The 21,000-nt window shown below is 64.7% G+C and carries 17 protein-coding genes; 8 read left to right on the plus strand and 9 right to left on the minus strand.

Annotated elements, in window-relative coordinates:
* Positions 1-40: 40 nt before the first annotated feature.
* Genes QQL28_RS19890 through QQL28_RS19900 form a run of 3 tightly spaced genes read right to left on the minus strand, consistent with a single transcriptional unit; the run spans position 41 to position 3,584 of the window.
* On the minus strand, positions 41-772 hold the full coding sequence (locus tag QQL28_RS19890; protein ID WP_284267965.1) for an ABC transporter ATP-binding protein: 732 nt from the start codon (positions 770-772) through the stop codon (positions 41-43).
* Complete coding sequence (locus QQL28_RS19895; protein ID WP_284267966.1) at positions 769-2,538, minus strand: branched-chain amino acid ABC transporter ATP-binding protein/permease; 1,770 nt, start codon at positions 2,536-2,538, stop codon at positions 769-771. Before QQL28_RS19895 ends, QQL28_RS19890 begins: the two co-directional genes overlap by 4 nt.
* A gap of 5 nt (positions 2,539-2,543) precedes the next feature.
* Complete coding sequence (locus QQL28_RS19900) at positions 2,544-3,584, minus strand: branched-chain amino acid ABC transporter permease (protein ID WP_284267967.1); 1,041 nt, start codon at positions 3,582-3,584, stop codon at positions 2,544-2,546.
* A 174-nt stretch (positions 3,585-3,758) separates the two neighbouring features.
* On the opposite strand from QQL28_RS19900, the gene QQL28_RS19905 reads away from it, so the two are divergent.
* Positions 3,759-4,289, plus strand: coding sequence for a MarR family winged helix-turn-helix transcriptional regulator (locus QQL28_RS19905; protein ID WP_284267968.1), 531 nt, complete (start codon positions 3,759-3,761; stop codon positions 4,287-4,289).
* Positions 4,290-4,339: 50 nt separating this feature from the next.
* Here QQL28_RS19905 and QQL28_RS19910 read toward each other — a convergent pair whose 3' ends face one another.
* Positions 4,340-6,445: a putative bifunctional diguanylate cyclase/phosphodiesterase gene (locus QQL28_RS19910; protein WP_284267969.1), complete on the minus strand. Its 2,106-nt coding sequence runs from the start codon at positions 6,443-6,445 to the stop codon at positions 4,340-4,342.
* 248 nt (positions 6,446-6,693) lie between these two features.
* Here QQL28_RS19910 and QQL28_RS19915 point away from each other — a divergent pair, with 248 nt between their 5' ends.
* From QQL28_RS19915 to QQL28_RS19945, 7 genes are read left to right on the plus strand one after another with little or no spacing between them, the layout of a single operon-like run.
* Positions 6,694-6,966, plus strand: coding sequence for a helix-turn-helix domain-containing protein (locus QQL28_RS19915; RefSeq protein WP_284268095.1), 273 nt, complete (start codon positions 6,694-6,696; stop codon positions 6,964-6,966).
* A gap of 34 nt (positions 6,967-7,000) precedes the next feature.
* The gene (hyfB, locus tag QQL28_RS19920; RefSeq protein ID WP_284267970.1) at positions 7,001-9,001 is read left to right on the plus strand and encodes a hydrogenase 4 subunit B; all 2,001 of its coding nucleotides are present in this window, start codon (positions 7,001-7,003) and stop codon (positions 8,999-9,001) included.
* A complete protein-coding gene (locus QQL28_RS19925; RefSeq protein WP_284267971.1) occupies positions 8,998-9,954 on the plus strand; it encodes a respiratory chain complex I subunit 1 family protein in 957 nt (318 codons plus the stop codon). The genes hyfB and QQL28_RS19925 overlap by 4 nt, the downstream gene beginning before the upstream one ends.
* Before the next feature lie 2 nt (positions 9,955-9,956).
* Complete coding sequence (locus tag QQL28_RS19930; RefSeq protein ID WP_284267972.1) at positions 9,957-10,619, plus strand: hydrogenase-4 component E; 663 nt, start codon at positions 9,957-9,959, stop codon at positions 10,617-10,619.
* The gene (locus QQL28_RS19935) at positions 10,616-12,055 is read left to right on the plus strand and encodes a hydrogenase 4 subunit F (protein ID WP_284267973.1); all 1,440 of its coding nucleotides are present in this window, start codon (positions 10,616-10,618) and stop codon (positions 12,053-12,055) included. The genes QQL28_RS19930 and QQL28_RS19935 overlap by 4 nt, the downstream gene beginning before the upstream one ends.
* A gap of 3 nt (positions 12,056-12,058) precedes the next feature.
* A complete protein-coding gene (locus QQL28_RS19940; RefSeq protein WP_284267974.1) occupies positions 12,059-13,567 on the plus strand; it encodes a hydrogenase large subunit in 1,509 nt (502 codons plus the stop codon).
* A 3-nt stretch (positions 13,568-13,570) separates the two neighbouring features.
* Positions 13,571-14,095: an NADH-quinone oxidoreductase subunit B family protein gene (locus tag QQL28_RS19945; protein ID WP_284267975.1), complete on the plus strand. Its 525-nt coding sequence runs from the start codon at positions 13,571-13,573 to the stop codon at positions 14,093-14,095.
* Between the two features lie 257 nt (positions 14,096-14,352).
* Here the strand turns inward: QQL28_RS19945 and QQL28_RS19950 are convergent, their stop codons facing one another.
* The 5 genes from QQL28_RS19950 to QQL28_RS19970 form a co-directional block, all read right to left on the minus strand.
* Complete coding sequence (locus tag QQL28_RS19950; protein WP_284267976.1) at positions 14,353-15,636, minus strand: glycerate kinase type-2 family protein; 1,284 nt, start codon at positions 15,634-15,636, stop codon at positions 14,353-14,355.
* A 204-nt stretch (positions 15,637-15,840) separates the two neighbouring features.
* Positions 15,841-17,070 carry an ABC transporter substrate-binding protein gene (locus QQL28_RS19955; protein ID WP_284267977.1) on the minus strand — a complete coding sequence of 410 codons (1,230 nt, stop codon included), beginning with the start codon at positions 17,068-17,070 and terminating at the stop codon, positions 15,841-15,843.
* Positions 17,071-17,369: 299 nt separating this feature from the next.
* Positions 17,370-18,596 carry an ABC transporter substrate-binding protein gene (locus tag QQL28_RS19960; protein ID WP_284267978.1) on the minus strand — a complete coding sequence of 409 codons (1,227 nt, stop codon included), beginning with the start codon at positions 18,594-18,596 and terminating at the stop codon, positions 17,370-17,372.
* A 132-nt stretch (positions 18,597-18,728) separates the two neighbouring features.
* Positions 18,729-19,958, minus strand: coding sequence for an ABC transporter substrate-binding protein (locus QQL28_RS19965; protein ID WP_284267979.1), 1,230 nt, complete (start codon positions 19,956-19,958; stop codon positions 18,729-18,731).
* Between the two features lie 21 nt (positions 19,959-19,979).
* Positions 19,980-20,999, minus strand: a complete 1,020-nt coding sequence (locus tag QQL28_RS19970; RefSeq protein WP_284267980.1) for a branched-chain amino acid ABC transporter permease — start codon at positions 20,997-20,999, stop codon at positions 19,980-19,982.
* Position 21,000 lies beyond the last annotated feature (1 nt).

Consider the following 21,000-nt stretch of genomic DNA (forward strand, 5'->3'; position numbering starts at 1 on the left):
GGCGGACGATGACAGTTGAGCTTAAGGAGGCGTCTAAGCGCTACAGCACGCTCGCGCCTTCGTGCTGGAAGCCGAGATAACTGGCGGCGACGCGTTCGTTGGCGGCGATGTCGCTGGCCTTGCCGCTCAGCACGAACTCGCCGAGCTCCATCACATAGGCATGATCGGCGATCTTCAGCGCGGCCTGTGCGTTCTGCTCGACCAGCAGCACCGAGACGCCGCTGGCGCGCAGCTCAGTGACGATGCGGAAGATGTCGGCGACGATGATCGGCGCCAAGCCCAGGCTCGGCTCGTCCAGCATCAGCAGCTTTGGCTCCCCCATCAGCGCACGGCCCATCGCGAGCATCTGCTGCTCGCCGCCGGACAGCGTGCCGGCGAGCTGCTTGCGCCGCTCCTTCAGCCGCGGGAACAACGTGTAGACGCGCTCGATCGAGCTCTTCGCCCTGCTCTTCTCGATGCGGAAGGCCCCGAGCTCGAGATTGTCCTCGACATTCATGGTCACGAACAATTCGCGGTGCTCCGGCACGAGCCCCAGCCCAATCGCAACGCGATCCTCGATGTCGAGCCGTGCGAGGTCCTGCCCGGCAAAGGCGACGCGGCCCTTCAGCGGCAAAATGCCCATGATGGCCGAGAGCAGCGTGGTCTTGCCGGCGCCGTTGGCGCCGACGATGGTCACGATCTCGTTTTGGCCGACCTCGAGCGAGACCGAGCGAACGGCCTCGACCTTGCCGTAGGCGACATGCGCGTCGGTGACTGACAACAGCGCGCTCATGCCGCCACTCCGAGATAGGCCTTGATCACTTCGGGATTGGTCTTGATCGTGGCGGGCGTGCCTTCGGCGATCTTGGTACCGAAATCGAGCACCACGATGCGGTCGGCCAGGTTCATCACGAAGCCCATGTCGTGCTCGACCAGCAGCACGCTCATGCCGCCGTCGCGGAGCTCGCGGAGCAGCTTTGCGAGCTGCTGCTTCTCCATGTGGCGCAGGCCGGCCGCCGGCTCGTCGAGCAGCAGCAGCATCGGATCGACGCACAGCGCGCGTGCGATCTCGACGATGCGCTGCTGTCCCAGCGAGAGCGAGCCGGCAAGCTGATGCATTTGCTCGCCGAGGCCGACGCGCTCGATCTGGCGCGCGGCTTCCGCCAGCAGCCGCGCCTCGTCGGCGCGGTCGAGCCGCAGCATCGAGGCAATCGGGCCGGAATGGCCGCGCAGATGCGCGCCGATTGCGACGTTCTCCAGCACTGTCATGTCGGGCACCAGCTTGACGTGCTGGAAGGTGCGGGAAATGCCGAGCTTGACGATCTCCTGCGGCGGCGCCTTGTCGACCTTCTTGCCGAGCACCGAGATCGAGCCTGACGTGGCCGACAGCACGCCGGTGATCAGGTTGAACGTCGTGCTCTTTCCGGCGCCGTTCGGGCCGATCAGCGCGACGATCTCGCGGGCCTGGACGTCGAAGGAGACGTTGTTCACCGCGATCACGCCGCCGAACTGCTTTCGCGCCTTCTCGACCTGGAGCAGCACGCTTGCCTCGGCCGGAGCGCGGACGCGCGCCGGCAGGGTCAGCGAGGTGTCCGGCTTCCTGCCGCCGGACCTCTCGGGCAGGAACGACATCAGCCACGGCCAGACGCCGCCGGGCGCAAGCTGCAGGAGCGCCACCAGCATGATGCCGAACACGATGGTCTCGACCTGTCCGGAGCCCGGCAGGATGAGCGGCAGATAGCTTTGCAGCACCTCCTTCAGAACCACGACGATCGCCGCGCCGAGCACGCCGCCCCAGACATAGCCGGCGCCGCCGACCACCGCGATGAAGAGATATTCGATGCCGGCCTGCGCGCCGAACGGCGTCGGGTTCACCGCGCGCTGGAGGTGCGCATAGAGCCAGCCGGAGAGACCGGCGAGCACTGCGGCATGGATGAACACCAGCAGCTTTGCACGCGGCGTCTGCACGCCAAAGGCTTCGGCGGCGACGTGTCCGCGCCTGAGCGCGCGGATGGCGCGGCCGGTGCGGGAGTCCAGCAGGTTCATGGTGAGCAGCGCCGAGACGATCACCGCAACCCAGATCGCGTAATAGATCGAGCCGGGTGAGAGCATCTTGAACGTGCCGATCGACAGCGGCGGGATGGCGGAGATGCCGTCGTTACGTCCCAGAAATTCGAGCTTGCTGAAGAGATAGAACAGCCCGAGCCCCCAGGCGAGCGTGCCGAGCGGCAGATAGTGGCCCGACAGGCGCACCGTGACCAGCCCGAGCAGCACCGCGAGCAGGCCGCTGACCAGCAGCGAGAGCGGCAGGGTCAGCCAGGGCGACAGGCCGTAGGTCGTCGACAGCACCGCGGTGGTGTAGGCGCCGAAGCCGACGAAGGCGGCCTGTCCGAACGAGGTGAGGCCGCCGACGCCGGTCAGCAGCACGAGGCCCATCGCGACCAGCGCGGCGAGGCCGATATTGTCCAGCAGCACGATCCAGAACGGCGGCATGCCGGGAATGAACGGGATCGCCGCCATCAGAAGCGCGAAGACGAGAATGGGAAGCCGATCGGTCATCGCACTCAATCCTTCTCTTCCTCGACCGCGGGAGCTGCGAGCGAGCGCAGCAGCAGCACCGGGATCAGGAGCATGAAGACGATGACCTCCTTGTAATTGCTGGCATAGAAGGACGAGAACGCCTCGACGATGCCGACAAAGAGCGCGGCGATGGCCGTCAGGGGATAGCTGACGAGGCCGCCGATGATCGCTGCGACGAAGCCCTTCAGGCCGATCAGGAAGCCGCTGTCGTAGTAGAGGGTGGTAATCGGGACGATGAGGATGCCCGACAGCGCGCCGATCACGGACGCCAGCAGGAAGGCGATCTGCCCCGACAGCGAGGTCCGGATGCCGGCGAGCCGCGCCCCCAGCCGGTTGACGGCGGTCGCGCGCAGCGCCTTGCCGTAGCGCGTGAAGCCGAAGAACAGCCAGAGGCCGACGATGAAGGCGATGGTGATGCCGTAGACCGTGATGCTCTGGCCAGTGAAGCGCAGCGCGCCGAGCGTGAAGGCCGTCGACAGCACCGCCGGCCCGCGCTGGCCTTCGGCGCCGAAGAACAGGAGGCCGAGGCCCTGCAGCGCAAGATGGACGCCGACGGAGGCGATCAGCAGCACCAGCACCGAGGTGTGCGCTAAGGGCTGGAACACGATGCGATAGAGCGACACGCCGATCAGCGCGACGATCACGAGCGACAGCGCCATTGAGATCGCGACCGGCGGCTTCTGGCCGGCGAAGTAAAGGGTCACCGCCAGCACGATTCCCGGCAGCACGATATTGGCGAGGAAGGTGCGGAGGATCAGCCGCCCGTGCAGCGCTTTGCGGCCTGCGAACAGGTCGAACACGAAGGCGACGATGCCCATCGCGAGCGCGAGCTTGGCCGTGCCCGGCATCTGGCCGGAGGCGAGCGAGGCATAGGTCAGCGCGCCATAGGTGACGAATTCGCCTTGCGGAATCAGGATGACGCGGGTGACGGCGAACACCAGCACCAGCGCCAGTCCGAGCAGCGCGTAGATCGCGCCGTTGGTGATGCCGTCCTGGATCAGGAACAGCAGGATGGTGGTATTCAAGACCGGACGCTCCCCCTTAAGATCGGGGCCGATCCCGCTTTCGTGGTGGATCGTCCCTCACAGCCATTGAAATTTGGTGGCGATATTTGATATGGTCCATAACAATTATCGAATATAACTTCAAGGGCCGGGGAACACCGGGCATAAATCTAGCGGGATTGCGAGCAACAGGCGATGACCGTTTCCAAGGCGGCGGAGAAGTCGGCGGAAGCAACCGCAAAGGGCGCGGAGGCGGCCCGGGCGCGCAAGGACGCGCCCGATGATGCCGGCGAGGCCCTTCAGCTTGGCGAACTCTCCGAGCAGCTCGGCTACGTGCTCAAACGTGCCCAGCTCAAGGTGTTCGAGAATTTCCTGCACTGCATGGCTTCGCTCCAGCTCACGCCGGCGCAGTTTTCCGTGCTGCTGCTGGTCGAGAAGAATCCCGGCCGCAATCAGACCGAGGTCGCCTCCACGCTCGGCATCCTGCGCCCGAATTTCGTGGCCATGCTGGATAACCTCGAGAGCCGCGACCTTTGCGCGCGGATCCGCTCCACCAACGATCGCCGCTCGCACATTCTGGTCCTGACCGACAAGGGCAAGGCCGTGCTGTCCCGCGCCAAGAAGCTCGTCGCCACCAAGCACGAGGCGCGACTGAATGAGCTCCTGGGCGGAGCCAACCGCGAAGCCCTGATCGCGATGCTCTCGAAGATCGCTAACGAGTTTTGAAAGCCCGCAGCTAGCCAACGGCACGCTGCACTCCGTTTCCCTGGTGGCGATTACGCCGCAGCGAACCGGTCAGGCAAGGCGGGCGCTTCCGGGGACAGGAAGCGGCGCTCGATGTCGGCTGCGGGCAGCGGGCGGCTGAACAGATAGCCCTGCATCTCCGTGCATCCCTCCGCCGCGATCCGGTCGAGCTGCTCGCGCGTTTCAACGCCTTCCGCCGTCGCCGTCATTCCCAACCCGCTTGCGAGCGCCGCAATCGCTCGCACGATGTTGAGTGATCCGGCATCGGTGGCGACGTCGCGCACGAAGGAGCGGTCGATCTTGATCTTGTCGAACGGAAAACACTGCAAGTAGGTCAGCGACGAATAGCCGGTGCCGAAATCGTCCATCGCGATCCGGATCCCGAGCTCGCGTAGCCGGTGCAGCGTGGCGAGCGTCCCCTCCTTGTCCTGCAGGAGGACGCTCTCGGTAATCTCGATTTCGAGTCGGCTGGCGTCCAGCCCTGCGGCCGCGAGCGCGCCAACGATCACCTCGGCGAGACCGCCGTAGCGGAACTGTACGGCCGATATGTTGACGGCGACGTGGAGGTGCTTCGGCCACCGGCTCGCGGTCATGCAGGCCTGCCGGATCACCCACTCGCCGATCGGCACGATCAGGCCGATTTCCTCGGCGAGCGGAATGAAGCTGTTGGGAGGGATCAGCCCGCGCTGCGGATGCTGCCAGCGGATCAGCGCCTCGAAGCCGCTGATCTCGCCGCTGTGGCTCTTCACCAGCGGCTGATAGTGAAGCTCGAATTCGCCGCTGGCGAGCGCCTTGCGCAGATCGAGCTCCAATGCGCGGCGGCCTTGCACCTCTTCGTCCATGGTCGGCTCGAAAAAGCGGTACATGCCCCGGCCGTCGCCCTTCGCCCGGTAGAGCGCAAGGTCGGCATTGCGCAGCAATTGCTCGGGCGTTGCTCCGTCGGCCGGCGCAATGGCGATGCCGATGCTTGCCCCCGCGATCGTCTGCTGGGCGTCGATCTCGAACGGCGCGCTCATCTGCCCGATGATGCGCTGCGCAAGCGTGGCGGCTTCGCTTGCCTCGCCGATCGGGGTCTGCAGGACGACGAATTCGTCGCCGCCCATCCTGGCGATCGTGTCGCCGGGGCGAACGAGGCGGCGCAGACGCTCGCTCACGCCCTTGAGCAGGGCATCGCCGGCATGGTGGCCCAGCGTGTCGTTCACCGACTTGAACTTGTCGAGGTCGATGTGATGCACCGCGAACATCTGGTTCGAGGTGAACGCCTGCTCGAGCCGCTGGTTGAGCAGGGCGCGATTGGCGAGATCGGTCAGCGCGTCGTGATGCGCCATATGCGCGATCTTCAGCTCGGTCCGTCGCTGCTCGGTGATGTCCTCGTGGGTCGCCACCCAGCCGAGATCCGGCATCGGGCGATGGCGGATCTTGAAGGTACGCCCGTTTCGCATCTCGACGATGCTGTCGACGGGCTCGGCCGAAACAACGACGCCGGTTCGCCATTTCATGTACTCGTCCCGCGACATCGCGGGCACGCTGCCGGCCGCAAAGCGCATGTCGACGATATCAGACAGCGGAGTGCCGGGACCGACGCGCTCGGGCGGCAGTCCGTACATGTCGATGAAGTCCTTGTTGCACACGATCAGCCGGCGGTCGGCATCGAAGAAGCACAGCCCGTGCGACATGTTGTTGATCGCGATGTCGAACTGCATGTTGCGCTGTCGCAGCCGCGCGCTGAGCTCCTCGCGCTCGGTGATGTCCTCGTGGGTGGCCATGCCGCCGCCATCCGGCAGGGGGTGGACGGTATAGGCGATGATCCGCCCGTCCGCGAATTCCTGCACGGCCTGTTCGCTGACGATCGTGCGCTCCGTGCGGGCGCGAACATAGTCATCTGCCTCGCCGCGGATCTTCAATCCCAGCTTGAGCCGATGCTGGATCAAGTTGCTCACCGGCGTGCCCGGCCGCACCTCGTCCGGCGCAAGGCCGTACATGTCCATGTAGCGCTGGTTGCAGTAGATGACCTCGCGGCGCCGGTCGAACAGGATGATGCCGAGCCAAAGATTGTTGACGGCCTGCTCGAGCAGCCCGCCCAAGGCGAGCGAGCCGAGCGGGCCGTTGTCGGCGACCTGCCTGTCGCGATCCTCCATGTCTGTTCGCCCCCTTCAAGCGCGGAAAGCATTAGAGCAGAGGCTGGTGAATGGTCTCCCCGATCTGCCGCATTTGCAGGCAGGTTCTGAAGTTGCAGCGAATTTCGCGTTAAGGGATGCGATGAGATTGCAGCAGGCCGGTGATCGTATCTTGATGTGCAGTGCAGCATAGTTGATGCTTGATACATCACTTTAGAGGCTATACGCTTGCTTTATCAAGCGTGGCACTTGCCATGGAGGCGCTCACAGTGATTACCGCCGCGCAGCTGCGGGCCGCCCGGGCCCTGCTCGGGATCGACCAGCGTGAATTAGCGCAGCGCTGCTCGCTGTCGCTGCCGACGATCCAGCGCATGGAGGCCTCCGAGGGCGTCATTCGCGGCAACGTCGATTCCCTGATGAAGCTGGTCGAGGCGCTCGCGGTTGCGGGCATCGAGCTGATCGGCGAGGGCGTGCCCTCGACCGGCGGCGGCCGCGGCGTGCGGCTGAAATCTTTGCCGAGCGCGGGCGAGGACAACAAATGACGACGCGCGCGCGACTCGCAACCCGGGAGTTCTGATGATCTCGGTGGCGCTATGGTCGGTGGCATTGCTGCTGTCGCTGGCGCCGGTCGGGATCGCGCTGTCGACGCGTCCGCGCGGTTCGATCGTGCTCTACGGCGCCTGCCTTGCCGTCACTGCGACGCTTTGCATCGCCGCGCTCCTTCATCTCTTCGATCCCGCGCATCCGGTGTCGAGTGCGACACTGCCGATCGGCCTGCCCTGGCTCGGGGCTCACTTCCGCCTCGATGCGCTGTCGGCCTTCTTCCTGGTCGTGATCAATCTCGGTGGCGCAGCCGCGAGCCTGTTCGCGCTCGGCTATGGCGCGCATGAAGAATCTCCCGGCCGCGTGCTGCCGTTCTATCCAGCCTATCTCGCCGGCATGAACACCGTCGTGCTCACCAACGACGCCTTCAGCTTTCTGGTGGCGTGGGAGTTCATGTCGCTGACCTCCTGGGCGCTGGTGGTGGCGCATCATCGCGAGGCGCAAAACGTTCGCGCCGGCTATGTCTATCTCCTGATGGCGAGCTTCGGCACGCTGGCGCTGTTGCTCGCCTTCGGCCTGCTCGCCAATGGTGCCGGTTACGATTTCGACGCGATCCGCGCCTCGCATCCCTCGGCCGCGCTCGCCGGCATGGTGGTGATCCTCGTCCTGCTCGGCGCCGGCTCCAAGGCAGGCCTCGTGCCGCTGCACGCCTGGCTGCCGCTCGCCCATCCCGCCGCACCCAGCCACGTCTCGGCGCTCATGAGCGGCGTGATGACCAAGGTCGCCGTCTACGGCTTTGTGCGTATTGTGTTCGACCTGCTGCCGGAGCCGGAGTGGTGGTGGAGCATGGTGGTGCTCCTGGTCGGCGGCCCCACCGCGACGTTGGGCGTGCTTTATGCGCTGATGCAGCGCGACATCAAGCGCGTGCTGGCCTACTCGACCATCGAGAATATCGGCATCATCTTCACCGGCCTCGGGCTCGCGCTCGCCTTCAAGGCGCAGGGGCTCGACTGGGTGGCGGCGCTGGCCTTCACCGCGGCGATGCTGCACGTCTTCAATCACGCGCTGTTCAAGAGTCTGCTGTTCTTCGGGGCCGGCGCGGTGCTGGAAGCAACCGGCGCACGCGACATGGAGAAGTTCGGCGGGCTGATCCATCGCATGCCCCGCACGGCCTTCGCAATGCTGGTTGGCTGTGTCGCGATCTCGGCGCTGCCGCCCTTCAACGGCTTCGTCTCGGAATGGCTGACCTTCCAGGCAATTTTGCTGTCGCCGCAACTGCCGTCGTGGGGCCTGAAGCTCGCCATCCCCGCGGTCGGCGGCTTGCTGGCGCTGGCGGCGGCCTTCGCCGCGGCCTGCTTCGTCAAGCTCTACGGCATCAGCTTCCTCGGACGGCCCCGCTCCGACGTCGCCGCGGCCGCGCACGAGACGGACCGTTTCTCGCTGGCCGCGATGTTCGCGCTGGCGGCGCTCTGTCTCGTCGCCGGCGTCCTGCCCGGCCTGTTCATCGATGCGCTGGCGCCGGTGAGCAAGGCCATGGTCGGAAACGTCATGCCGCACCAGACCGGGCTGCAATGGCTGACGATCGTGCCGATCGCGGAAAGCCGCAGCTCCTATAACGGCCTCCTCGTCTTCCTGTTCGTCGCGCTCTGCGGCACCGCTGCGGCGTCCGCCATTCACCGCCTCGCCTCCGATCGCCTGCGCCGCGCGCCGGCCTGGGATTGCGGCTATCCCGACCCCAATCCCGCGATCCAGTACTCGGCCTCGAGCTTCTCGCAGCCGATCCGCCGCGTGTTCGGCAGCGTCATTTTTGCGGCACGCGAGATCGGCGAGATGCCGCCGCCGTCCTCGCGCGCGCCCGCGCGGCTCACCGTCGAACTGCATGACCTGATCTGGGAGGCGCTCTACGCACCGATTGCGAAGGCGATTTCCTTCGCCACCGAGCACATCAATGTCCTCCAGTTCCTCACCATCCGCCGCTACCTGACCTTGGTCTTCGTGGCGCTGATCGTGCTGCTCCTGGTCGTGGCACTATGAATGCGCTGCGCGACATCCTCTCGCAAGGCGTCCAGATGCTGCTGGTGCTGCTGCTCGCCCCGCTACTCACCGGCTTCGTGCGCAAGGTGAAGGCGCGGCTGCTCCGCCGGCGCGGGCCGCCGCTGCTCCAGCCCTATCGCGACCTTGTCCGCCTGATGCGCAAGGATGTCGTGCTCGCGGACAACGCCTCCTGGCTGTTTCGCGTCATTCCCTATCTGATGTTTGCCGGCACCTGGGTGGCGGCCTGCCTGGTGCCGACCTTCGGCAACGGCCTGTTGTTCTCATGGAGCGCCGATCTCATCGCCATCATCGCGCTGCTTGGCAGCGCCCGTTTCTTCCAGGCGCTCGCCGGCATGGACGTCGGCACCGCCTTCGGCGGCATCGGCTCCAGCCGCGAGGTGATGATCGCAACGCTGGCCGAGCCCGCCATCTTGATGACGGTGTTTGCTGTGGCGATGATCGCGGGCTCGACCCAGCTCTCGAACGTCGCGGAGTTCATGGGCTCGACGGCTGTGGGCCTGCGCGTCTCGCTTGGCATGGCGTTTGTCGCGCTGACCATCGTGGCGTTGGCGGAGAACGGCCGCATCCCCGTGGACAATCCCGCCACCCATCTCGAGCTCACCATGGTGCACGAGGCCATGGTGCTGGAATATTCCGGTCGCCATCTCGCACTGGTCGATCTGTCGTCGCAGCTCAAGCTTTTGCTCTACGTCTCCCTGATCGCCTGCGTGTTCCTGCCTTGGGGTACGGCGACGGCCGATGCTGGTGTGGCGACGCTGGCGTTTGGCGCGCTGCTCTTTCTCGGCAAGCTGACTGTGCTCGGCTTCCTGCTCGCGCTGTTCGAGACGTCGATCGCCAAGATGCGCGTCTTTCGTATCCCTGAGTTCCTGGGGGCGGCGCTGATGCTGGCGCTGCTCGCGACCCTGCTGCGCTTCGTGTCGGGGAGCCTCTAAACATGAGCAGCCTGCAATTCGACATCGCCCACCTGCTCGCCGGCTCGCTCGTGCTGGCGAGCTTCATGATGCTCTACCAGGACCGGCTCTATGCCCTGCTCAACGTCTATGCGCTGCACGCCGGCGTGCTGGCGCTGTCGGTGGCCTGGCAGGCCTATGTGCAGCAAGCGCCGCATCTCTATGTCACCGCGCTGATCGCGCTCATCTTCAAGGCGATCATCATTCCGGTGGCGCTGCACCGGATCATCAGGCGGCTCGGCATTCACCGCGAGATCGAGAACGTGATCGGCATCGGGCTGACCATGATGGCCGGCATCGGCCTCGTCGCGCTGTCGATGGTGGTTATGCTGCGGGTGACGCCGGGTGCCGACGCACTCGCGCGCGAAGACCTCGCCTTCGCGCTGTCGGTGGTGCTGCTCGGGCTCCTGATCATGGTGACGCGGCGCAATGCCGTCAGCCAGGTGGTCGGCTTCATGTCGCTGGAGAACGGCCTCGTGCTGGCGGCGACGGGCGCCAAAGGCATGCCCCTGGTGGTCGAGATCAGTGTCGCCTTCTCGGTGCTGATCGCCTTCATCGTCATCGGCATCTTCCTGTTCCGCATCCGCGAGCGTTTTGACAGCGTGGACGTCCAGGCGCTCGACCGCTTCAGGGGAGAGCGGCGATGACGATCGACGCGCTCGGTGCCATCCTGCTGATCCCGGCCATCTCGGCCGCGCTGCTCGCGATCCTGCCGGGCTACCTCTTGACGGCAAAGCTCAACGTCGTTGCGGCGCTCGCGACCTTCCTCACCTCGCTGTCGCTGTTCGTGATCGAGCCGACGTCAGGGCAATATCTGCTGCTCGACGACCTCAACAAGGTCTTCATCGTGCTGACGACCTTCGTCGGCTTCACGACATCCGTGTTCAGCGCGAGCTACATCCATCACGAAATCGAGACCGGACGGCTGACGCCGGCCTTCCTGCGCTTCTATCACGCGATGTACCAGACGCTGATGTTCGCGATGAACCTTGCGCTCGTCGCCAACAATATCGGCCTGATGTGGGTCGCGGTCGAGGTCGCGACGCTGACGACCGTGCTGATGGTCGGCATCTACCGTACCCATGAGGCGCTGGAAGCGGCCTGGAAATATTTCATCCTCGGCAGCGTCGGCATCGCGCTGGCGCTGTTCGGCACGATCCTGGTCTACATGGCGGCGCGTCCTGCGGTGGGCGAGGGGCCCGACGGCATGGTGTGGACCGTGCTGGTGCAGCACGCCGCGGCATTCGATCCGGCGCTGCTCAACGTCGCCTTCGTCTTCCTGCTGCTCGGCTACGGCACCAAGGTCGGCCTCGCGCCGTTGCATGCCTGGCTGCCCGACGCGCATGCCGAAGGTCCGACGCCGATCTCGGCGGTGCTGTCGGGCCTGCTGCTCAACGTCGCGCTCTATGCGCTCTTGCGCTTCAAGATGATGCTCGCAGTCAATTCCGCGGCGATTGCGCCGGGGCCGCTGATGGTGACGATGGGCCTGATCTCCGTGATCTTCGCGGCGCTGATGCTGTACCGCCGCCGCGACATCAAGCGCATGTTCGCTTATTCCTCGATCGAGCACATGGGCATCATCGTCTTCGCCTTCGGCATGGGCGGGCCGCTTGCGAATTTCGCCGGCCTGTTGCACATGACCATGCACTCGCTGACCAAATCCGCGATCTTCTTCGCGGTCGGCCATATCGCGCAGGTCAAGGGCACCCAGAAGATCGCCGACATCGGCGGGCTCACGGTGACCAATCCGGTGCTCGGCTGGGGCCTGATGCTCGGCGTCATCGCCATCGTCGGCTTGCCGCCGCTCGGCATCTTCATGAGCGAGTTCCTGGTCGTCAGCTCGACCTTCTCCCGCGCGCCGTGGCTGACCGCAATCCTGGTGCTCGGCATCATCATCGCGCTCGGCGGGCTTTTCTTGCGGATAGGCGCGGTGATGTTCGGCGAGCCCAAGGGCAAGACCGCGCCGGCGGAGGCCTCCTATGTGCCGATGTTCACGCACCTGGCGCTGGTCGCGATGGCCGGCATCTATCTGCCGCCGGTCCTGGTAACCGGCTTTACCAACGTCGCAAAGCTGCTGGGATAGGCGATGGGCATCCTCGACGGCATCCCCCATGTTCACGCGGTCCCGTCGCACCGGCCCTTGCCGCGTGTCGTCGTGGCGGATGAGGGCTGGCAGGCGGCGATCGAGGAACTAGCCGGCGGCCGCCTGACGCTGTTCGGCTTCTGGGGTGAGCCGACCGCGGTGCATATGGCGCTGCTCGATGAAGCCGCCGCCGAGATCGCGGTCGTCACCTACGAATGTGCGGCAGGTAGCTTTCCGAGCGTCGCCCGGCATCATCCGCCCGCGCTGCGGCTGGAGCGGACCATCCACGACCTGTTCGGGCTGATGCCAACCGGCGCCAACGATACGCGGCCATGGCTTGATCACCACGTCTGGGGAAAATCGTTCCCGCTTGGGAGCCGCAACGCGCCGCGTGAGGCCGTCCCGTATCAGTTTCTGCCGGCCGAAGGCGAGGCGCTGCATCAGGTTGCGGTGGGGCCCGTGCATGCCGGCATCATCGAGCCCGGCCATTTCCGCTTCACGGCCAATGGCGAGCACGTGGTGCGGCTCGAGCAATGGCTCGGCTATACGCACAAGGGCGTCGAGTCGTTGATGCAGGGCGCAAGCCTTGAGGCCGCTGCAAAGCTTGCCAACCGCACCTCCGGCGACAGTGCGGTCGCCTATGCCTTCGCCTTTGCGCGCGCCGTGGAGGCCGCGCTCGACATCGAGGCGCCGCCGCGCGCGACGTATTTGCGCGCTCTGATGGCGGAACTGGAGCGGCTTGCCAATCATTTCGGCGACATCGGCGCGATCTGCAACGATGCCTCCTTTGCGCTGATGCATGCGCAGACCGGCATCTTGCGTGAGCGCTGCTTGCGCGCCGCGAATATTGCGTTCGGCCATCGCCTGATGATGGACGTCATCGTGCCCGGTGGCGTGACGCGCGACATTGCGCCTGAGGGCGTCGCGGCGCTGCGGACGCTGCTTGCCGAGATCAAGAAGGTGTTTCCGCGCCTGATCGAGCTCTACGACAATACGGCGTCGCTCCAGGACCGCACCGTCACCACGGGCATCGTGAAGAGCGAGTATGCGCGGCAGTTCGGCGCCGGCGGCTATGTCGGCCGCGCGTCGGGCCGCGATTTCGATGCGCGGCGCGCGCTTGCTTACGCGCCCTATGATCGCCTGGCGTTCGAGGTGCCGGTGCTGGACGCCGGCGATGTCAATGCACGGGTCTGGATTCGCATTCGCGAGGTCGAGCAGAGCGTCGCGTTGATCGCGCAGAGTCTGGACCTGATGGCGCCGGGCGAGATCAAAAGCGCGCTGCCGATTGGGCGCGGTGAATGCGAAGGCCTGGCGGTGACGGAGGCGTTTCGCGGTGACGTGCTGGTCTGGCTCAGGCTTGACCGGGAGTTGCGCGTGCAGCGCTGTCACCTGCGCGATGCCTCGTGGTTCCAATGGCCGCTGCTGGAGACCGCGATCGAGGGCAACATCATCGCGGACTTCCCGCTTTGCAACAAGTCGTTCAACTGTTCCTATTCGGGCGCGGACCTCTGAGCCATGCGCAAGACCCTGCTCGAAAGTCTCACGCACGGTTCGCTGACCGAGCCCGCGCCCGCGCCGGATGAGGCGGGGCTTGCCGAGCTTGCGAGCAAAGTCGACCGCGTCGCGCAGGCAAAGCTTGGCCGTTCGCTCGCGATCCGCCAAATCGATGCCGGCTCCTGCAATGGCTGCGAGCTCGAGATCCACGCGCTCTCCAACGCCTTCTACGACATCGAACGTTTCGGCCTGCGCTTCGTCGCCTCGCCGCGTCATGCCGACGTGCTGCTCGTCACCGGGCCCGTGACCAGGAACATGCGGCAGGCGCTGGAGCGGACCTACAACGCCACGCCCGATCCGAAATGGGTCGTCGCCGTTGGCCGCTGCGCGCTCGATGGCGGCATTTTTGCAGGCAGCTACGCCTGCGTCGGCGGCGTGTCCGAGGTGGTTCCGGTGGATCTGCACATCAACGGCTGTCCGCCGTCGCCGATCGATCTTCTGAAAGGCCTGCTTGCGCTGCTGGAGCATGTCGGCGGGAAGGGGTGAGGCGCCTCCACACATTCCGTCATTGTGGCCATGACGGGCTTGTGGCGAGCGCGTCCCATACTCTCGGTGTCATCACCCGCGAAAGCAGGTGATCCAGTATTCCAGAGGCGGTGAGGGGATACGGAGAAGCCGCGGCGTACTGGACCCCCCGCTTTCGCGGGGGATGACAGCTGTGTTGAGGTTGGACTGCTCGAGACAACCATGGTCGCAGCCAACCTCGTCAAGTCCGGTGATGACGCCGGACAGAGCCGAGAGTCCTAATCCACCAAAATCACCCGGATGTCGTTCACGTTGGTCAGCGTCGGGCCCGGTACCAGCAAATCGCCCGTCGCGGCAAAGAATGCCGTCGCGTCGTTGTTGTCGAGATAGGCCTGCGGCTCCAGCGCCAGCGTCTTCATCTTCGCGAACGTCGCCGCGTCGATCAGCGCGCCGGCGGGGTCGGTGGGCTTGCCGGCGCCGCCGTCGGCGCCGTCGGTGTCACCGGCGAGCGCGGCGATGTCGGGCGTGTCCTTGAGCAGGCCGGCGAGCGCCAGCGCGTATTCCTGGTTGGGGCCGCCGCGGCCATTGCCGCGCACGGTCACCGTGAGCTCGCCGCCGGAGAGGATGGCGGTGCGCTTGCCGGCGGCGCGTGCCTTCAAGGCCAGCTTCGCATGCGCGGCGGCGACCTCGCGCGCCTCGCCTTCGAGATCGGCGCCGAGATCGATCACCTCATAGCCCGCGTCCTTCGCGAGCTTGACCGCGGCGTCGAGCGATTGCTTGGGACGCGCGATCAGTTCGAAATGCGCGCGCGCAAACGCGGCGTCGCCGGGCTTGCAGCTCTCGTTGCCCGGATCATCCAGCGCGCGGCGCACGGAGTCGTCGAGCGCGAGCTCGTATTTGGCGACGATGGCGCGGGCATCGGCCAGCGTGGTCGGATCCGGCACCGTGGGGCCGGAGGCGATCGCGGAGGGCTCGTCATGCGGCACGTCGGAGATCGCGAGCGTCACGATCTCGGCGGCATGCTTTCCAGCGCGCGCGAGCCGCCCGCCCTTGATGCGCGACAGGTGCTTGCGCACGATGTTCATTTCGCCGATCGGCGCGCCCGAGCGGAGCAGCGCGCGATTGACCGCCTGCTTCTGCGCGAAGCTGATGCCTTCGACGGGGGCGATCCAGTTCGCCGAGCCGCCGCCGGTGAGCAGCACCAGCAAGAGATCGTCGGGCCCGGCCTGTTGCGCGAGTTCCAGCGTGTCGGCGGCGCCCTTGAGGCCTGCTTCGTCAGGCACGGGATGGCCGGCCTCGACCACCCGGATGCGCCGCGTTGGCACGCCGTGGCCATGGCGGGTGGTGGCGATGCCGACCAGCCGCTCCGGATCGAGCTTGAGCGTATCGAGATAATGCCGCTCGGCGGCCGCGGCCATCGCGCCTGCGCCCTTGCCGGCGGCGAGGCAGATCACGCGGCCCTTTGGCGCGGGACGCAGATGCGGCGCCAGCACGACGTCCGGGTGGGCGGCGGCGACGGCGGCGTCATAGAGGGCGCAGAGCAGGGGGCGTCGGTCGGTCATGGCGCTGCTTTCGTCAAGGAGAGGCGGTTGCCGGCGGCCTCGCCGGAGTAGGCCCGCCCCTTGCGTAGCGCATCGCCACGCAAAGCGTAAGCCGCCTTGCCCATCATTCGATTATGCAATCGCGTGATGATAATCGGGGCGCAACAAAAGACCCCCCGCGATCGTCTCGCGAGGGGCTTCCTGCAGCTCGAATCTGCCGGGCGGCTAGCCGCCGACGTCGGCGCTGATCACGTCGCCGAACAGCTCCCATTGCTCACCCTTGAAACGTTGCAGTTGGAGTGAGCTTATCGGGGCGAAATCGGTGGGAGAGGTGTTGATCTTGATGCCGGGCAGCAGGACCTCGGTGCGGAAGTCCTTGAGGTTGGCCGCCTGCTTCATGACGTTTTCTCGCGTGAGATCGTCTCCGCACTGCTTCAGCACCTGAACCAACGTCTGAGCTACGCCATAGCCGGTGACCGTATAGCTATCCATCTTGTCACCTTCGGGGAAGTACTTTGTCATGAACGCAAGGTACTCCTTCATGCCCGGATCGTTGTCCCACTGCTTGTCGGTGGTGTCCTTGAGGTATGCGGCGGAAACGATGTCTTGCGCGTTTTCAAAGCCCGCAGGCTTGAGCACGCTGCCCACGGAGGACGACACGTTGTTGAGGAAGTGCAGCGGCTTCCAGCCAATCTCGGCGTTCTTCTTGATCGCTTGAGCCGCAAATTTCGGCGTCGTGATGTTCATGAACACGTCGGCGCCGGTCGCCTTCAGCTTGACGATGTGGCTGTCGATCGTCGGCTCTGAGGTCTCATAGCTCTCCTCCGCGACGATCATGCTCGCGGCTTTCGCGCCGAGGCCGTCCTTCAGGCCCTTGAGATAGTCCTTGCCGTAGTCGTCGTTCTGGAACAGCACGGCGATCTTGGCCTCCGGCTTGTTCTTGAGCAGCCACTTCGCATAGATCTGCGTCTCGCTCTGGTAGTTGGGCTGCCAGCCCATGGTCCAGGGGAAGTTCTGCGGATCGTTCCACTTGGTGGCACCGGTGGCGACGAAGAGCTGCGGCACCTTCTTGGAGTTCATGTATTTCTGGATCGCCGAGTTCGGCGGCGTGCCGAGCGAGTTGAAGATGAACAGCACCTCATCGCTCTCGACCAGCTTGCGCGCCTGCTCCACCGTCTTCGGCGGCGAATAGGCGTCGTCATAGGAGATGAAGTTGATCTTGCGGCCGTTGATGCCGCCCTCCTCGTTGATCTTCTTGAAATAGGCGGCCTCGGTGCGGCCGATGACGCCGTAGGCGGACGCCGGTCCGCTATAAGGCATGATGTTGCCGACCTTGATCTCGGTGTCGGTGGCACCGGTGTCGTATTTCTTCTGGGCAGATGCAGTGGAGGTCGAGGCCGCGAAAAGCGCAAGCACGATTGACGCGGCAGCAAGTTTGCCAGTGACAGCGGGCATTCCAGTCTCCCTATTTTCTTGGTGTCTGTGCGTCCTTTTCTTGTGTTCGGGTTTTCTGCTGACGCGGCGGCAATTGAATACGATTTGTCACACGGCTTCAAGAAAAAGCCCCTGCGACGAAGTCACGGAGGCTGCTTCTTTAGTAGTCATCGGCGTCCGCTTGGCACGCCGCGAAATGACGCCTGGCGTGCCCGACCGTCCGGTTGCAGTTGCGAGGTGGAGGACGGGCTAACCAAACCGTGGTCGGTTGTGTCGTAGATCACACCCCATTTTTGGTTGCGCGTCTTCCGGCCGCCCGGCTAGTGGCTCAGCTCGCTGGAGATGACGTCGCCGAACAGCTCCCACGACTTGCCCTTGAAGCGCATCATCTGGAGCTGCGCGATCGGCGCGAAATTGTCCGGCGAGGTGTTGATCTTGATGCCGGGAAGCAGCGTATCCGGCGCGAAATCGTTCAACCCCGCCGCCTGCCTCATGACGTTCTCGCGCGTGAGATCGTCGCCGCACATCTGAAGAACCTGCACCATCGTCTGCGCCGCGCCGTAGCCGAACGCGACGGCGGCATCGAGTCTGTTCGCCTTCGGATCAAACTGTGCGAGGAAATTGTAGAACCTCTTCATCCCGTCGTCGGCGTTCCACTGCGGGTCGGAGCCGTCCTTGACGTAGGTCGCCGAGAGGATGCCCTGCGACACCTCGAAGCCGGCCGGCTCGATCACGCCGCCGACCGATGCCGAGACGTTGGAGATGATGTGCATCGGATGCCAGTTGATCTCGGCCGACTTCTTGATCGCCTGGGCCGCGAATTTCGGCGTGGTGATGCTGATGAAGACGTCGGCGCCCGAGGCCTTCAGCCTTACGACGCGCTCGTCGATCGCGGGCTCGGAGGTGTCGTAGCCGTCCTCGAGCACGATCATCGAGCCTTTCGGCCCGAGGCCGTCCTTCAGCCCCCGCAGATAGTCCTTGCCGAAATCGTCGTTCTGGTAGAGCACGGCGATCTTGGCTTCCGGCTTCTCCTTGACGATGTATTTGGCGTAGATGCGCGCTTCGCTGGCGTAGCTCGGCTGCCAGCCCATGGTCCACGGGTAGTTTTTCGGATCGTTCCATTTGGAGGCGCCGCTCGCCACGAACAATTGCGGCACCTTCTTCTCGTTCATGTACTTGCGGATGGCGCCGTTGGTGGAGGTGCCGAGCGATCCGAAGATCAGGAGCACCTCATCGCTTTCGACGAGCTTGCGGGCCTGTTCGAGCGTCTTCGGCGGCGAGTAGGCGTCGTCGTAGGAGATGAACTTGATCTTGCGGCCGTTGATGCCGCCTTCCGCATTGATCTTGTCGAAATAGGCCGCTTCGGTCTTGCCGATCACGCCATAGGCGGAGGCCGGACCGCTATAGGGCATGATGTTGCCGATCCTGATCTCGGTGTCGGAGGCGCCGGTGTCATATTTCTTTTGCGCCAGAGCGGTTCCGTTCGTTGCGGCGCACAAGACGAATACGGCGGACAGCGCCGCGAACTGAAGACGGACGGCAGTCATTGCTCCCCCACCGTGGGTTGGATCGGCGTCGCATTGAACAAGATTGGCGCCTGCCGTCAACAAAAAGCCCCCGCGATTTCGCGCGGAGGCCCTTAGCCCATGGTTGCAGATCAAGCCCTGGGCGTCAGCTCATTATTCCGGCGGGACGTCGCCGTTGATGATGTCGCCGAACAGTTCCCATTTGTCACCCTTGAAACGCTGCATCTGCAACTGGCTGATCGGGGCAAAGTCGGTCGCGCTGGTGTTGATCTTCACGCCGGGCAGCAGCGTGTCCGGAGCGAAGTCCTTCAGGCTCGCCGCCTGCTTCATGACGTTTGCGCGGGTGAGATCGTCGCCGCACATTTCCAGCACCTTCGCGAGCGTCTGCGCCGCGCCGTAGCCATAAACGACGTAGCTGTCGTTCTTGTCGGTGCCCGGCATGTACTTGTCGACGAACTCCGACCACTTCTTCATGCCGGGATCATCGTTCCACTGCGGGTCGCCGGCGTCCTTGCCATAGGTCGCCGACAACACGCCCTGCGAGTTTTCGAGTCCGGCCGGTTTCATCACGCCGCCGACCGAGCTCGAGACATTGGTGACGATCTGCAGGGGCTTCCAGGAAAGTTCCGCCGCCTTCTTGATGGCCTGGGCGGCGAATTTCGGCGTTGCGTAGATCACGAACACGTCCGGATTGGCGGCCTTGATCTTGACGATGTGCCCGTCGATCGACGGTTCGGACACCTCATAGCTTTCCTCCACGATGATCGCGGAAGCGGCCTTGGCGCCGAACCCGTCTTTGGTGCCCTTCAAATAATCCTTGCCGAAATCGTCGTTCTGGTAGAGCACCGCGACCTTGGCGTCGGGCTTCTCCTTCATCAGCCACTTGGCGTAAATCTGCGCTTCGCTCTGGTAGGACGGCTGCCAGCCGATGGTCCAGGGGAAGTTCTTCGGATCGTTCCACTTGGTGGCGCCGGTCGCGACGAAGAGCTGCGGAATCTTCTTGGCGTTCAGATATTTCTGGATCGCGCTGTTCGAGGGCGTGCCGAGCGGATTGAACACGGCCAGCACCTCGTCGCTTTCGACGAGCTTGCGGACCTGCTCGACCGCCTTTGGCGGCGAATAGGCATCGTCATAGGTGACGAAGTTGATCTTGCGGCCGTTGATGCCGCCCTTCTCGTTGATCATCCTGAAATAGGCTTCTTCGGTCTTGCCGATGACGCCATAGGCGGAAGCCGGACCACTATACGGCATGATGTTGCCGATCTTGATCTCGGTGTCGGTCGCGCCGGTATCGTATTTCTTTTGGGCGAGTGCTGCGCCGGAGGTGATCGTTGCGACCGCCGTTACAACCGCGGCAGTTCCCAGTATTCTTCCAAACAGCAATTCAGTCTCCTTTTGAGCGTTTCAGTTCTTCTTGAATTTGCCAATCAACTGTTGGCTGACGATCGCGACCTGCCTTGCGCCGTGCGGCACGAGGTAGATGACGAGGAACAGCAGCACGCCGAATACCGCGCCCGAGAGACCCTTGGAGATGCCCTCCGCGATGTTCGGCACGAAAATGATGAAGGCAGCGCCGACGAACGAGCCGGGCAGCCAGCCGACGCCGCCGACGACCATGCCGAGGAACAGCGAGATCGCGAGCGTGATGTTGTAGCTGTCGGGCGCGACGAACTGCACGGCGATCGCGCTGAGGCCGCCGGCGACGCCGGTGATGCCGGCGGAGACGCCGAAGGCCAGCGTCTTGTACAAGGCGACGTTGACGCCCATCGACGAGGCCGCGATCTCGTTGTCGCGGATCGCCATGAAGGCGCGGCCCGAGCGGGAGCGCAACAGGTTCACCGAAAAGATGTAGATCGCGAGCACGACGACGAGCGTGAAGTAGTAGAGCCACATGTCCTGGCCCATCGGCAGGCCGAACGGGGCGTCCGGCTTGGTGACGACGAGGCCCTGCACGCCGCCGGTCCAGTGTTCGAGGAAGTTCAGCTTCAGGAGCTGCGGCATGGCGGTCGCGAGCGCGAAGGTCGCCAGCGCCAGATAGACGCCGGAGAGCCGCAGCGCCGGCTGGCCGAACAGGAAGCCGAAGCCGAAGCAGATCACGCCTGCAACCGGCAGCGTGAGCGCATAGTTGATGTTGAACTGCTCCATCAGCACCGCTGTGATGTAGGCGCCGACGGCATAGAACGCGCTCTGGCCGAGCGAGAACTGGCCCGAGCCGCCGGTCAGGATGTTCAGCGCCAGCACTGCGAGCCCGTAGATCAGGAGCATCGTCAACTGGAAGATGATGAAGTTCTTGGCAAACAGCGGGACGATCAGGAGCGCTGCGAGCACCACCAGCGAGGTGGTCGTGCCCAGCGTCATGGCTCGCTTCGGAACGGCTTCGACGGCCTGGTGGCCTTCCGCGACGACTTCTTCTGCTGCGCTCATG

It is taken from the genome of Bradyrhizobium iriomotense, assembly GCF_030160715.1.
Classification (GTDB): domain Bacteria; phylum Pseudomonadota; class Alphaproteobacteria; order Rhizobiales; family Xanthobacteraceae; genus Bradyrhizobium; species Bradyrhizobium iriomotense.

What these genes read in the sequence shown, in the direction of transcription:
- QQL28_RS19890 (WP_284267965.1), bottom strand. Translation starts at nt 772, where the DNA reads ATGAGCGCGCTGTTGTCAGTCACCGACGCGCATGTCGCCTACGGCAAG.
- QQL28_RS19960 (WP_284267978.1), bottom strand. Translation starts at nt 18,596, where the DNA reads ATGACTGCCGTCCGTCTTCAGTTCGCGGCGCTGTCCGCCGTATTCGTC.
- QQL28_RS19930 (WP_284267972.1), top strand. Translation starts at nt 9,957, where the DNA reads ATGAGCAGCCTGCAATTCGACATCGCCCACCTGCTCGCCGGCTCGCTC.
- QQL28_RS19895 (WP_284267966.1), bottom strand. Translation starts at nt 2,538, where the DNA reads ATGACCGATCGGCTTCCCATTCTCGTCTTCGCGCTTCTGATGGCGGCG.
- QQL28_RS19940 (WP_284267974.1), top strand. Translation starts at nt 12,059, where the DNA reads ATGGGCATCCTCGACGGCATCCCCCATGTTCACGCGGTCCCGTCGCAC.
- QQL28_RS19905 (WP_284267968.1), top strand. Translation starts at nt 3,759, where the DNA reads ATGACCGTTTCCAAGGCGGCGGAGAAGTCGGCGGAAGCAACCGCAAAG.
- QQL28_RS19925 (WP_284267971.1), top strand. Translation starts at nt 8,998, where the DNA reads ATGAATGCGCTGCGCGACATCCTCTCGCAAGGCGTCCAGATGCTGCTG.
- hyfB (WP_284267970.1), top strand. Translation starts at nt 7,001, where the DNA reads ATGATCTCGGTGGCGCTATGGTCGGTGGCATTGCTGCTGTCGCTGGCG.
- QQL28_RS19935 (WP_284267973.1), top strand. Translation starts at nt 10,616, where the DNA reads ATGACGATCGACGCGCTCGGTGCCATCCTGCTGATCCCGGCCATCTCG.
- QQL28_RS19970 (WP_284267980.1), bottom strand. Translation starts at nt 20,999, where the DNA reads ATGAGCGCAGCAGAAGAAGTCGTCGCGGAAGGCCACCAGGCCGTCGAA.
- QQL28_RS19910 (WP_284267969.1), bottom strand. Translation starts at nt 6,445, where the DNA reads ATGGAGGATCGCGACAGGCAGGTCGCCGACAACGGCCCGCTCGGCTCG.
- QQL28_RS19945 (WP_284267975.1), top strand. Translation starts at nt 13,571, where the DNA reads ATGCGCAAGACCCTGCTCGAAAGTCTCACGCACGGTTCGCTGACCGAG.
- QQL28_RS19950 (WP_284267976.1), bottom strand. Translation starts at nt 15,636, where the DNA reads ATGACCGACCGACGCCCCCTGCTCTGCGCCCTCTATGACGCCGCCGTC.
- QQL28_RS19955 (WP_284267977.1), bottom strand. Translation starts at nt 17,070, where the DNA reads ATGCCCGCTGTCACTGGCAAACTTGCTGCCGCGTCAATCGTGCTTGCG.